Raw genomic sequence first — 13,931 nt, 5'->3', positions numbered from 1 at the left:
TTGTGATCAGAGCACAATTTATATCTGTTTTTCTGTTTACAAAACCTATGTTAAATCTGGATAATTCATGTTATATTGTCATTGAAGCACAAAGCTATTGATAGCATCCCCGAAATTTGTGCTCCATATTTGAACTTCAGATTATTGAATATTAATAAAAGCCGAAGTATTTCCACTTCGGCTTTTATTAATTATCTAAAAGAACGCTTTTAGCGTCAAGAGGGGCTTATTTTACTGCCTCAAATGCTGCATCTAATGCTGCAATCAAATCTTCTACTTTTTCAATTCCGATAGAAAGACGGATTGTGTTTGGTTTAATTCCCTGATCTAACAGTTCTTCCTCTGTGCACTGGCTGTGTGTTGTTGTTGCCGGATGGATTACAAGAGATTTTACATCTGCAACGTTTGCAAGCAGTGAGAAAATGGACAGGTGATCAATGAAATCCTGCGCCGTCTTGGCATCTCCTTTAATCTCAAATGTAAAGATAGATCCACCACCGTTCGGTAAATATTTCTTATATAATTCGTGGCTCGGCTCACTCTCAAGAGACGGATGATGTACCGCCTCTACCTGTGGGTGATTTGCCAGGTAATCTACGATTTTCAGCGCGTTGCTTACGTGACGTTCTACACGAAGTGATAATGTCTCTAATCCCTGAAGGAATAAGAATGCATGAAACGGAGAAAGTGTTGCTCCTGTATCACGTAAGATAATTGCACGAATGTATGTAACGAAAGCTGCCGGTGCAGTTGCGTCTGCAAATGAAATTCCGTGGTAGCTTGGGTTCGGATCAGAGATCCATGGGAATTTTCCGCTTGCCTTCCAGTCGAAGTTTCCTCCTTCAATGATGACACCACCGATTGCTGTTCCGTGTCCACCGATGAATTTTGTTGCTGAATGTACAACGATGTCTGCGCCATATTCAAATGGACGGATCAGATATGGTGTTGCAAATGTTGAATCTACAACCAATGGAATATTGTGTTTGTGTGCAATTTTTGCAATCTCTTCCAGATCAACTAAGTTAGAGTTCGGATTTCCTAATGTCTCAACAAAGATTGCTTTTGTATTTTCCTGGATTGCTGCTTCAAATGAACCTTCAACTTCCGGATCAACGAATGTTGTTGTTACACCGTTTGTAAGTGGAAGTGTATGTGCCAGAAGGTTATATGTTCCTCCGTAAATAGTCTTGGATGCTACGATATGCTCACCTGTTTTTGCAAGTGCCTGGAATGTATAATCGATTGCTGCTGCTCCGGATGCAACTGCAAGTGCTGCAGAACCACCTTCCAATGAAGCAATACGCTGTTCAAATACATCTTCTGTCGGATTTGTAAGTCTTCCGTAAATATTTCCTGCATCGCGAAGTCCAAATCTGTCAGCTGCATGCTGTGAGTTATGGAATACATAAGATGATGATGCATAAATCGGAACTGCTCTTGCGTCCGTTGCCGGATCAGCCTGCTCCTGTCCAATGTGTAACTGTCTTGTTTCAAATCCCCAGTTTTTTGAATCCTTAATATCTGCCATAATTTTGTCCCTCCATATTACGCTTACTGCGTTTCCTTAATTTGCCCTTTTTTGTTGTGTTTCTTTGTTTCTGTAAACATACTAACATGGTAGGTAATTCTCGTCTAATACATAAGAAAAATATCCGGTTATAGGATGAAGCTATAACTCAGGGAACAAAAAACAAAACAGACTATCACTTTATTTTCTTAAAATGACAGTCTGCTTTTCCTAGAGGGTGTTTATTTCATTTTTCCTTATTTCTTAATCATGCATCCGTTTTTCTACCAGTCTGCACCAAATCTGTACACCATATTCCAGTGCCTTTGTATCAATCACAATATTTGGATTATGGAATCCCGGAACTGCATCCGCTCCCAGTCCCATATAAGTCGTTTTGCAATGCAGTTTTTGTGTATAGTAATGGAAATCTTCTCCGCCTGAATTTTTGAAGATTCCAATTGAACCATGTTCGCCAAATACATCCAAGATCGTTTCTTCTGCAAGTTTAATCATATCATCATCAAATTCTGCTGCCGGAACTCCACTGTTGAATGTTAATGTCGCTTCTGCTCCGACTGCTTCGCATGCTTTTGTCACAGCTCTGACAACCAGTTCTTTCATATGTTCAATCTCTTCATTGCTCTCTGAACGAAGATCCAATGCCATAAATGCTTCTTCAGGGATATTATTATATGTTTCTCCCGGGATCTTAACATTTGTCACTTTTACAGAACTCGGGATTGCCGGATTTACACGGATCATATTAACAGCCTGTGTAGACAGCGACAGTGCATCTGCTACGTTGACACCAAGATGTGGTTTTGAACCATGCGCAGTTTTTCCTTTGATAGAAAAATGCATAATACAGCTTGCATTATGATACATTGCCGGTATTGCCCTTCCCAGTCTGCAATCCTGTTTCGGGCGCAAATGCATGCCAACCATTTCCTCAACATCATTCAGTACTCCTGATTCAATCACTTTTAAAGCACCAAATAATTTTTCTTCTGCCGGCTGGAATAAAATTTTCAGTCTTCCTGCCTTCACCAGTCCTCTGTTCTTAATTTCTCTTGCAGCAACCAACAGCATGGAAATGTGTCCATCATGTCCACATGCATGAATAATTTTGCGTTCTCCATTGATAATAAATTCCAGCGCATCTATATCTGCTCTTAACGCCAGTACAGGTCCCGGTTTACCAGAATCAATCGTCACAAGAATACCTGTTCCTGCAATTCCCGAAACAATATCTTCATCCCTGAATCCACATTTCTTTAATTCACTCAGAATAAATGCAGATGTCTTATACTCTTCAAATCCCAGTTCTGGAATTGTATGTAAATAATCATAAACCTCATGTACATAAGTGATATAATCTTTCTGTTCTGCCATTGTTCTTTCTCCCTTCTGCTACATTATTTTAAACAATAAAGTAATTCATGATCAGCATTGCAATAATTCCATTTACAGTTGCAATCGTAAACATATGAGGATAGTATTTCGTATCCAGTTCAGCTGTTCCAAGCATACGTCCCATGAACTGCACCTGTGCTCCGGAAAGCAATAATGCCGGAAGCATAATTGCAACCTGTGCACTTGTCATCTGTCCAGCCGTAAAAAGTCCGGCGATAACACCTGCGGCTCCTCCCATAGATACAAAAATTGCCATCCATGCTGTTGCAGCAACACCCGGGAGTCCAAAGATTCCCATGATCGGTGTAAATACTTTTCCGATAATTTCCATTAATCCGGTCAGATTTAAGATTGAAATCACAGCAAATCCAAAAATAATATTCGGAACCATAGAATTTGTACCGATCTTAAATCCATTTCTCGCTCCGCCTACAAATGCGTCAATAATATTTCCCTTCTTCTCTGTCTTTGCTTCCATATGTTTATGCCTCCTCTTTCTTATCCATTTTGTTTACCCAGAAACGCATTGCATTTGCACCCACAAATTTCAACACAATAATCAATACCAGCGGTTTCCAGATTGCCAGGTCTCCAATAAATGGGAATAATGCGGCTCCTGATGCAAAAAAGTTTGTAATTACAGACGCTCCTGAAAACTGGAACGCACAGAAAATCGCTTTTTCTTTCTCTGTGATATAACCATTATCACTTAATTCTTTTGTCATAGCTGCTGCAGCATCTGTTGACTGAATACTTGTAATCAATGTAAGTCCGGCACTTCCCGGAAGTCCCATCAGTGGTTTTAACAACGGGCTGAGTAATTTCTGTGCTGCTTTCATTCCATCCAGATGTTCAATGATCTTTACCATACCAAGCGCAAACATAACTGACGGCAATAATGTAAGTGCATATAACCATCCGTCCTTCGGTCCGGATCCTCCGACTCCACGGAAGTTTTCCGCCAGCGTACCCGATCCTTTTGTTAATTCTCCAAGCGTTCCAAAACTTCCCATTACATTATTGAAATCTAATGCTTTAAGCGCTCCTGGTGCTTTCTGAAATAATCCTGAGAAAAACAGAATACCTACCAGTAATGCAATATAACCATACCATTTTACCTGTACCTGTTCTTCTGCTCCCTTTCTCTTTTCCTTTGTTTCTGTTGCCATTCCTTTTCTCCTCCTTTATGACTGATATATTTATATAGAGCAAAAACCGTGCCAACTTTCTTCCTGCTTTATTTCGCGTTTTTTCTCTATTTTTTCTTTTCTTCGAGTATTTTTTAGGATATAATTGGATAAAACAGGATATTATCCATTATATTCAAAGAAGGATGGGAATTCAATGAAGAAAAAGCTGATTTTAATTACCTACGATTTATTAAATGCCATGCATTACCGCCAGGAACTTTTAGATTTTTTTGGTGGATTATTCGAGCTGGAAACACATACAATTACAGATGGAATCGGCGAACACCTGAAAGCTGATGCTGTTCTTGCTCTTTCTCCGATTAATAATGAAGAAATACTTAAACATTTTGACGATGAACCAATTATTATTCATGGCGTAAAAGCAATTTCAAATACTGGTTATAAAAAGCTCATGAATATCGTACCCGGAACAAAAGTCCTGTTAATGACTACAAACCGTACTTCTGCGTTTGATATGGCTGCTTATCTTTATCAACTGGGAATTAATCATATTGATTTCGTTCCATCTTATCCGGACAATCCGGAAACTTACAGTGTTGATATTGCGGTCACTCCGGGACAGATGCGTTTTATCCCATCATATATCACAAAAGTTATCGACATTGGATGGCGTCTGATTTCAGCAGACACATTAATGTCTGTGATGGTTGCACTGGAAATCAAAACGAACTCTCTGCTTGAGAAATTGTATCAGACATCGAAAGAAATTTTGAACAGCGACTTTTCACACGCACCGTTGGATCTCTATTCAAACACAAAAGACCTGTTAACTCTGACGATCAACCTGATCGATGATGGTCTGCTCTTTTTAAACACAAGTGACCATCCGGCTTTTGTCAATCAGGCTTTTTTGTCTATGATGAATTTGAACGAACAGACTATTGACACCCGGGAACTGATCCGTTATCTTCCAATGGAAGTCCGGGAACTGATTACGGATCCGTCAGAACGGGATAATTATATTTTTAAATTAGAAAAACAAGAAAAAATATATACATTTTCCAAGCATATATTTTCACTTTACAAAGATACAAAAGGATTCTTAATTATCTTAAAAGATGCAAAAAAAATCGAATCTCTGGAACATGAGATCCGTAAAAAATCAATCCATAAAAATGCTGCTGCCAAATATCAGTTTTCTGATATTATCTGTAAAAGCAGTGTTATGAAAGACTGTATCCAACGAGCCAAACGAATGGCTCTTACAGATTTTCCGATTCTTATCAACGGAGAAAGCGGAACCGGGAAAGAACTGTTCGCCCAGTCTGTGCACCAGTATTCTGCACGCAGTGCTCATCCGTTTATCGCACTCAACTGTGCCTCCCTTTCAAATGAATTACTGGAAAGTGAACTTTTTGGTTATGAAGAGGGTGCCTTTACCGGTGCAAAACGCGGTGGTAAAAAAGGCTTATTTGAACTTGCGCAAAACGGAACCATATTTCTCGACGAAATTGGCGAAATGCCTGTCATTCTGCAAGCGAAGCTCCTTCGTGTTCTGCAGGAACAGGAAATCCGAAAGCTCGGAAGCAGCACGACGATTCCGATCAATGTACGGATCATCACGGCAACAAACCGAAACCTTCCGGACATGATCGAACAGGGACTCTTCCGTCTGGATCTGTATTACCGTATCAGTATGTTTACACTCGTGATCCCGCCACTCAGAGAACGTATCGATGATATCCTGCCATTGTCCGAACATTTTTTGAAAAGTTTTAAAATCCATCATTCTATCACGCCTGCGCTACAGGAACTTTTGCTGTCTTATTCATGGAAGGGAAATATCCGCGAATTACAAAACTGTATTGAATATATGGCATACATGGGTTCCAGAGCTTTAACACCGGATGATCTTCCACCTGGATACAACAAAAAAATAATTACAACCTCCCAGACAGATCTCATACATTCACAAAAGGATTCACCTATTTCCAATTCTTCTGTGGAATTTTCCGATTTGTTTTCCAGAGAAGAAACTTTATGCCAGCGCATTCTGTCTCTTCTCTACCAACAGCCAATGGGGCGGATGAAAATATTAAAAGAACTAAATTATGACTATACCGAACATGAGATAAAAAAAGCTTTTGAATATTTACATGAAAAAAACTGGATTAAAAGTTCCAGAGGACGCGGCGGAACATCACTGACTTCCGCCGGAGTACAGCAATTCAGACTGGCTACTCAATCCGCAGATACTTTTTAATCTCTTCTATATAATGCTCGCCCATGCGGCTTAAAATAGAGTTTTTTCTCGTGACATACCCGATCTCCATCTCACTGTTCGGGTTCATTTCATCATCTTTAAATGGAACTGCGCGGTACTCATCACCGTTCAGTTCCTCACAGATGATGCCGGAGCACAGCGTATAGCCATTCAATCCGATCATCAGATTCAGCATCGTTGCACGATCATTTGCCTTGATGATCTGCGGATATTCATTCGTAGACAGGATTTCTTCTGCAAGATAAAATGCACTGTCATCTCCCTGTTCAAATGCAAGGCACGGATATTTGCCAAGCTGCTCAAAAGAAATAGATTCTTCGTTTGCCAGCGGATGTCCTTTCCACAAATATACATATGCCTGGCAAATGGTCAGATGATGAAATTCCAGTCCCGCGGAGCGAAATAATTTTGTCATAGATTTACGGTTGAAATCTGACAGATAGAGAACGCCGACTTCGCTCTTCATCGTACTGACATCCTGAATGACTTCTTTGGTCTGCGTCTCCCGGATTGCAAATTCATACTGTGACATATCATAAGCTTTTGCCATATCTACAAACGCTTTTACAGCGAAAGAATAATGCTGTGTGGAGACACCAAATTTCTTCTTATAGCTGCCGCCACCGCTGTATTTTTCCATCACTGTTTCATATTGTCCATAAATCTGCTTCGCATATAATAAAAATTCAGTTCCGTCATTCGTCAGCGTAACTCCACGTCCGCTTCGGTAAAATAATGTAATTCCAAGCTCTTTCTCCAGTTCTTTTACCGCACTGGTCAGCGACGGCTGAGAGACAAACAGCTGCTCCGCTGCTTTATTCAGGGATTTAGTCTGTGCAATTGTAATAATATAATGAAGTTGTGTTAATGTCATAATCTTTTATCCTCATATTGTGGCAAGTCACTAAGCCATTTTTATTCTGGGCTCCACCGCTATATTCGCAAATCCGCACGTCACTACGTGCTCTTTCGCTGCTTCGCAGCTCATTTTGCTCATATCGAGGCGGTGACTCTATTTTTCTGTTTCCTATATATAAACACCTTACGGATTGCTCCGTGCTATGCACTTCCACAATCCTGCACAATATTCGGATATCGCAGGGCTACACCCTGCTTTTATCCTCATATTGTGGCAAGTCACTAAGCCATAAAACCACTCTCGTGCAAGCACATCGTGGTTTCAGGCTTGTGACTCTGGTGTTTATATATAGTACATCTCCGCTGAATATGCAGTAATCTCTTCTGTCTTTTCCACTAATCCTTTTAAGGTCAGTCCCCGCAACAGTTGATTGGTCTGCTCATTGACCGGATTGATAATGCATCTCTGAATCACCTGTGCAGTCGGCAGTTCGGACACTTCTTCATCCAATTCATAGCTTCCGTCCATCGCTTCAACTACATCAGATATGCGAATTTCCTCCGGTAATTTTCCAAGCAGATATCCGCCCTGTGGACCTTTGATACTTTTTACAAATCCTGCTTTTCTGAGCGCAGTAAATATCTGCTCCAAATATTTGACGGAAATATCATTCCTCTCCGACACATCCTTTAACTGTACACATTCCGTTTTTGCATATATCCCCAGATCTATTAACGCCTGTATGCCATAGCGGCTTCTTTTCGAAAATTTCATATTACCCCAATCCTTTATCTTTTATTTTTAACTGGCAAAATACAGAGTAAACATTTTAGGTTTACTCTGTATTTCTACTCATGGTATCTACTTTATGATTATGCCTGTCCGGCGAATGTTTTACTCACTTTTACAGGCATTTCCGCTCAGCAAATGTTTTACTCACTTCGCAGGTTATTTACTCTGTAAATAATGGTGTTGAATAATATCTGTCACCTGTATCTGGCAGTAATGCTACGATTGTCTTGCCTTTATTCTCTGGTTTCTTCGCATATTCGATTGCTGCATGAAGTGCTGCTCCTGAAGAAATACCTACCAGTACGCCTTCTTTCTTGGCAAGCAGTTTTGCTGCTGCAAATGCATCTTCATTTTCTGCTTTATAAATCTCATCGTATACAGATGTATTGAGTACGTCCGGTACAAATCCGGCACCGATTCCCTGAATCTTATGTGCTCCGCTCTTTCCTTCAGATAATACCGGTGAAGAAGCCGGCTCTAATGCTACGATCTTCACTTCCGGTTTCTGCTCTTTCAGATATTCACCGGTTCCTGTCAGTGTTCCTCCGGTTCCGACACCTGCGATAAAGATGTCAACTTCACCATCTGTATCTTTCCAGATCTCCGGTCCTGTTGTTGCTTTGTGCACAGCAGGGTTTGCAGGATTTACAAACTGTCCCGGAATGAAGCTGTTCGGAATCTCTTTTGCAAGCTCTTCGGCCTTGGCAATTGCTCCTTTCATTCCTTTCGCGCCCTCTGTCAGCACTAACTCTGCACCGTATGCTTTCAGAATATTTCTTCTCTCAACGCTCATTGTCTCAGGCATTGTAAGAATGATACGATATCCTTTGGCTGCTGCGATGGATGCAAGTCCGATTCCTGTATTACCAGATGTTGGCTCAATAATCACAGAACCTTCCTTTAACTGTCCTTTGCTCTCTGCATCTTCGATCATTGCCTTTGCGATTCTGTCTTTTACACTTCCTGCCGGGTTGAAATACTCTAATTTTACAAGTACTTTTGCTTCCAGACCTAATTCTTTCTCAATATTTGCTACTTCTACAAGTGGTGTGTTTCCAATTAATCCTAATGTTCCTTTATAAATATTTGCCATTTTAAATCCCTCTTTCTATTTATCTGTAACCGTTCTACGTTTTTCTTCTATGATGCCAGGGGCAAAAGCCTAAAACTATGATGTGCTTGCACACGAATGGTTTTATGGCATCTTCCTATATAAAATATGCGATGATACTTCATCTTAAAACTGTGGGCAGCAACATCGGCTGCAACACCTTGCCACACAGCACAATTGATAAACTAACATTCGCCAGTGTTTTCTCACTGCACTACAGTTTCTGATCATCTTGTTCATCTCCTTATCTCTTCTTCATGTAAAGTATACTATCACTATAAACCTACTATGTCAATAGGTTTTATTCAAAAAAAGAAGCGATACACTCATATGTGCACCGCTCTTATTTTATAAACACTTATTTACTCTGCTCTTTTGCTTTCATTCTTTCTTTTTTAAACACTCTTGAAAGAAAGTAAACAAATCCACCAACATATCCTACAATTGTAATTACCATCATAATAATTGCATCCATCGTCATAACACATACCTTCTTTCTATTATTTTGCGATCTCGTCTTCTTTCATCTCGCCTTTTGCAGTTTTACTATTGAAGAATTTGGAAAGTGCAATACCTACAACAATAACAACTGCAAACTGAAGTAATACTGTTCCCGTATTATCCTGTATAATAAATGGATTCAGCCATGTATTCGGGAACCATTCTTTTGTCTGAAAAAGCCAGTAACCAACCATTCCTACTACTAAAACAGGAATAATATACATACATGCAGTATAGTATGCTTTTGGTAAATGTACGTCTGCGCCTTTTGCATTGACTTCTTCTGTACGCAATTTTTCTACTCCATATTTCCATGCAAGCACTGCAATAAACGCACCACTTACTAAAAGTCCAATTCCCCATACCCAGTCCTGATTATCGATGTTGATTAATGACCAGCATGAGAAACATCCTACAAGGAATCCTGCAAAGCAAACACCAACAACTGCTTTCTTACGGGATACGCCAAGGTCAACTACACATTTGACTCCGACCTCGATCATTGAGAACAGTGATGTAATAGCTGCAATTGCAAGCAGTCCGAAGAAAATAAATGAAATAAATCTTCCACCCGGAATTGTTGTAAATAACTGATAAATATAAATAAATGTAAGTCCGAAGTTACCCTGGCTAAGTGCCTCATTTGCTGCTTCCGGTGTTGCAGAAAGTGCACAGATTGCAGGAATTACTACAAGTGCTGAAAGGATGGCTCCAAGGTTATCACCAAGTCCCATGATCAGACAGCTTGTCGGAACATCTTCATCTTTTCCAACATAGTTTGCATATGTAATAATGAATCCCCATCCGGCGCCGGTACTCCATGCTGCCTGGATAAATGCCTGGATCCATGTATTCGGACTGAGAAGATATTCTTTCTTAATTGTAAAAAGATACTGCAGTCCCTGACTTGCTCCATTTAATGTAACTGCGTAAATTGCAAGTCCGACAAGAATGACAAATAATGACGGGATTGCTACTTTACAGAATCGCTCGATACCACCGGCAATTCCCTGATAAACGATAAAACATGCAACTGCAAATCCGATTGCGTGGAATAAAATAACCTGCCATTTAGAATCTGTAAATGCTGTCCACATTGCTGATGTAGTCTCGGTTGTCAGATTCGCTTTAAATGTGGTAACTGAATTTACCGCATATTTCATGCAATATCCCTGAAGTACACAATAATAACTCATCAGGAAAAAACAAACTGCTGCCACGAAAAATCCCATCCATGTATATTTCTTTCCACCAACATTACGGAAAGAACCGATACATCCAAGCCGGGTCTTCTTACCAATTGCCATCTCCGTTGAGAGAAGCGGTACTGCAAAAATCAGCATTGCGATCGTCCAGGCTAAAATAAATGCTCCTCCACCATTCGCCGCACATACTCGTGGGAATCGCCAGACATTTCCTGTACCAATACACATACCTAAAGCGGCTGCAATGTAACCTATGGTACTAAACTTTTCTTGTTTCTGTTCCATAATTAAACCTCCGTCCGAATACTACACTCGTCAGAAGCTCTAATTTCTTTCCTACCACCTGTTTCTTTCGCAACCGTAAAACTTCCGTGTGTATTCTAATTTTTCTTTCTAATCAGTATTTTTTGTAGATAATTACAGTTTTTTCTGATTTATCCGATTTATCCGAATTTTCTAATCACTGATTGATTTTATTTTAACGTTCACGGGTTCAAAAGTCAATATAAATATTACATTTTTTAATTTTAGGTATTAGTATTTCTTATATGCTATTCTCCTTTACCGTTTCCTCTTCCGCTTTTTCTTAAACCGTCGCATCTTAATCAAACGCGCAATAAACAGCAGAATCAGTACGATCAGAACAGCTACCAGCCCGGCGAGTTCATAACTCTTCGTTCTTCCGTATTGCTGATATTTGGCTGCAAGCTGCTTCCAGATTTTCTCCGGAAGGATTTTTTTGACTTTATTTTTAATCATCCTCTCAGTTTTGCCAGGTTTTGTAACTTTACTCTGATTTTTCACAGATGATTTTGGCTCAACTTTTGCCTTGTGTGCATCCAGATAAGACTGGCTCAGCTTCGCTCTTGCACTTCCGACAAGATTGTCTCTGTAAGTATAAGTTAATGTTGCTTCGGACGGCATGCTCTTGTCTACTTCCATCTTCATCTTCAGATCTGAAAATTTTACCCCCTTTGGCAGCATGACATAACCGCTGTTTTCATCGGCAAGAATCTCCCCGACATCTTTTGATGTCTCATTGCCGGAAACCGGAGTCTTTTTGAAATTCTTAAATGCATAATCGAATAAATGTCTCGTATCCGGGAAAATATTTCTTCCGTGTGTACGCATCACAACACAGACGAGTTTCGTATCGCCTTTTTTTGCCATCGTGATCAATGTTGCCAGTGCATCCGAAGTAAACCCGGTCTTTCCGCCAACTACATATTTATAATAGTTCGAATTGCCCGGCCATAACATCTTATGTTTCTGATAAAATTCGTGCTTCTCTACGGTCTTTGATTTTGGAATTGTGTAATTCAGTGTCTGCACAATCTTGAAAAATTCCGGATGTTTGAACAACTCTCTTCCAATCAGTGCCATATCTCTGGCGCACGTATAATGATTCGGATCATGCAGACCATTCGTATTTGCAAAATGAGAATTATTTCCACCCAGTTCTTTACATCTTACATTCATCTGCTGCACAAACCAGTTGTAATCATGTCCGGCATTTTTACCGACATTTGCCCCGACTGCGTACGCAGCTTCATTTGCCGATGCAAGAAGTGTCGCATACAACGCCTGTTCCAGCGTGATCTTATTCCCTTTTTTCAGCCCGATGGAGGAATCGCCCGGTTGAATAAATGACACGCAGTCTTTTGTAAATATAACCGGATCATCCATCTTGCCATTCTCCAGTGCAACCAATGCTGTCAGCACCTTTGTGATACTCGCCGGATATTCGTGTGTGTCAATGTTTTTTGCATACAGAATCGCACCTGTACCGGCATCCATTACAATTCCGGACTCTCCGTAAGTTCCCGGTCCTTTCGGCCAGCCCTTGATCTGGTTCGACTGGATCTTCATCTTATAGACTTTCTTTAATTCTTTTTCCCGCTGCTGTTCCGGTGTCAGCTTCTTTTTTGTTCTGCGTTTTTTTCCGGTCTTTTTCGCGGCTGTAGTTTTTGCAGTTGCTGAACTGTTTGTTCTCGCTGCATTTGCCTGCACCACCGGTCCCAGGCATAAAGACAGTGCAAGAAGCGCTGCCAGACATCTTCTTCCTATTTTTTTCCTATTAAACATATATTGCCCTTACCTTCGTTTACTGTTCTCTGCCGTTCCCCGTATGCGTCCAAATCAGACTTTCGACAGTTTTGTTCATTATACCACATTTTTCTCACTTCTCAAACCTTGCCGCTGGCAGCTTCTAGGGACGGGGCTTTTTGAGAAAAGCCCCGTCCCCATTTCAAAAAGCCCTGTCCCCATTTCAAAAGGCCCCGTCCCCATTACACAAAAAGGGCAAGAGCCATCGCTTTCGCGGTGGCTCTTTTATTTAAGGGGTTCCCTTCTCTAATTATACAATGTATATTAAGGGAATGGAGGGTTATTTATATTATTTTAAAATGTGAATTGTCGGATAAATTAGTTTTTCTTTTTCGGCTGTCCGTAGCTCTTAAAGCTTTCCAGTACTTCTGCCATTTCTTCTTTAGACAGATATACAGGACCACCGATTGTCTTTGTACGGTACTCTAACTCAGCACAGAATTCCATTCCACATGCCAGAGAATAAGCGCTCTTTAAGCTTCCGCCGCAAGCGAGCATACCGTGGTTAGCAAGCAGAACTGCGTTGCTGTCACCGATTGTATCAGAAGCTGCTTTCGCAAGCTCCGGTGTTCCGTATGTGCAATACGGAGCACATGGTACTTCATCTACACCGGCATCTGCGATTACATAGTGAGCTGCTCTCAGTGGCTGACGAAGTGTTGCAAATACTGTACAGTACATAGAGTGTGTATGAACAACGGCTCTACATTCTGGTTTTGTTTTGTACATTGCTGTATGAAGTGCCCACTCGCTTGATGGTTTCTTGTCTCCATCTACGATATTAGCATCCAGGTCCATGATAACTACATCTTCCGGTTTTACATCGAAGTATCCGATTCCTGAAGGGCTGATAGCCATGTAACCTTTTTCTGCGTTATAAATACTGATATTTCCGCTTGTTCCGGATGTCAGTCTGTCAGCGCTCATCTTTTTGCCATATTCTACAATCTGTTCTCTTTCTTCCTGCATTAACATTGTTTTTCCCTCTTTCTTCAT

The 13,931-nt window shown here is 40.5% G+C and carries 12 protein-coding genes; 1 reads left to right on the top strand and 11 read right to left on the bottom strand.

Annotation, left to right across the window (positions count from 1 at the left end; translation table 11 throughout):
* Window positions 1-226 precede the first annotated feature (226 nt).
* The 4 genes from DW152_RS07120 to DW152_RS07105 all read right to left on the bottom strand — a co-directional run bounded on the left by DW152_RS07120 (window position 227) and on the right by DW152_RS07105 (window position 4,095).
* Window positions 227-1,531 carry an O-acetylhomoserine aminocarboxypropyltransferase/cysteine synthase family protein gene (locus DW152_RS07120; protein WP_021860555.1) on the bottom strand — a complete coding sequence of 435 codons (1,305 nt, stop codon included), beginning with the start codon at window positions 1,529-1,531 and terminating at the stop codon, window positions 227-229.
* Window positions 1,532-1,774: 243 nt separating this feature from the next.
* Entirely contained in the window at window positions 1,775-2,905 is a 1,131-nt protein-coding gene (locus DW152_RS07115) for an amidohydrolase (RefSeq protein WP_118288281.1), read from the bottom strand.
* A 28-nt stretch (window positions 2,906-2,933) separates the two neighbouring features.
* The gene (locus DW152_RS07110; RefSeq protein WP_021860553.1) at window positions 2,934-3,404 is read right to left on the bottom strand and encodes a YjiG family protein; all 471 of its coding nucleotides are present in this window, start codon (window positions 3,402-3,404) and stop codon (window positions 2,934-2,936) included.
* A gap of 4 nt (window positions 3,405-3,408) precedes the next feature.
* Window positions 3,409-4,095 carry a nucleoside recognition domain-containing protein gene (locus DW152_RS07105; RefSeq protein ID WP_021860552.1) on the bottom strand — a complete coding sequence of 229 codons (687 nt, stop codon included), beginning with the start codon at window positions 4,093-4,095 and terminating at the stop codon, window positions 3,409-3,411.
* Between the two features lie 175 nt (window positions 4,096-4,270).
* Between DW152_RS07105 and DW152_RS07100 the strand changes: the two genes are divergently transcribed.
* Window positions 4,271-6,340 carry a sigma-54 interaction domain-containing protein gene (locus DW152_RS07100; RefSeq protein WP_243059852.1) on the top strand — a complete coding sequence of 690 codons (2,070 nt, stop codon included), beginning with the start codon at window positions 4,271-4,273 and terminating at the stop codon, window positions 6,338-6,340.
* Here the strand turns inward: DW152_RS07100 and DW152_RS07095 are convergent.
* The 7 genes from DW152_RS07095 to DW152_RS07065 all read right to left on the bottom strand — a co-directional run bounded on the left by DW152_RS07095 (window position 6,315) and on the right by DW152_RS07065 (window position 13,910).
* Window positions 6,315-7,235, bottom strand: coding sequence for a LysR family transcriptional regulator (locus tag DW152_RS07095; RefSeq protein ID WP_118288280.1), 921 nt, complete (start codon window positions 7,233-7,235; stop codon window positions 6,315-6,317). The genes DW152_RS07100 and DW152_RS07095 overlap by 26 nt on opposite strands.
* Window positions 7,236-7,562: 327 nt before the next feature.
* Complete coding sequence (locus DW152_RS07090) at window positions 7,563-7,994, bottom strand: RrF2 family transcriptional regulator (RefSeq protein WP_118288279.1); 432 nt, start codon at window positions 7,992-7,994, stop codon at window positions 7,563-7,565.
* A 178-nt stretch (window positions 7,995-8,172) separates the two neighbouring features.
* Window positions 8,173-9,105, bottom strand: a complete 933-nt coding sequence (gene cysK, locus DW152_RS07085) for a cysteine synthase A (RefSeq protein WP_021860548.1) — start codon at window positions 9,103-9,105, stop codon at window positions 8,173-8,175.
* Between the two features lie 376 nt (window positions 9,106-9,481).
* A complete protein-coding gene (locus tag DW152_RS07080) occupies window positions 9,482-9,604 on the bottom strand; it encodes a MetS family NSS transporter small subunit (protein WP_021860547.1) in 123 nt (40 codons plus the stop codon).
* A gap of 19 nt (window positions 9,605-9,623) precedes the next feature.
* A complete protein-coding gene (locus DW152_RS07075; protein ID WP_118288278.1) occupies window positions 9,624-11,114 on the bottom strand; it encodes a sodium-dependent transporter in 1,491 nt (496 codons plus the stop codon).
* 276 nt (window positions 11,115-11,390) lie between these two features.
* Complete coding sequence (locus tag DW152_RS07070; protein WP_118288277.1) at window positions 11,391-12,914, bottom strand: D-alanyl-D-alanine carboxypeptidase family protein; 1,524 nt, start codon at window positions 12,912-12,914, stop codon at window positions 11,391-11,393.
* A 339-nt stretch (window positions 12,915-13,253) separates the two neighbouring features.
* Window positions 13,254-13,910 carry an L-fuculose-phosphate aldolase gene (locus tag DW152_RS07065; protein ID WP_117537961.1) on the bottom strand — a complete coding sequence of 219 codons (657 nt, stop codon included), beginning with the start codon at window positions 13,908-13,910 and terminating at the stop codon, window positions 13,254-13,256.
* Window positions 13,911-13,931 lie beyond the last annotated feature (21 nt).

Source organism: Dorea sp. AM13-35, from assembly GCF_003473885.1.
GTDB lineage: Bacteria > Bacillota > Clostridia > Lachnospirales > Lachnospiraceae > Dorea_D > Dorea_D hominis.
Note: the sequence above shows the minus strand (reverse complement) of the source record. Positions and strands in the feature narration are given on the sequence as shown.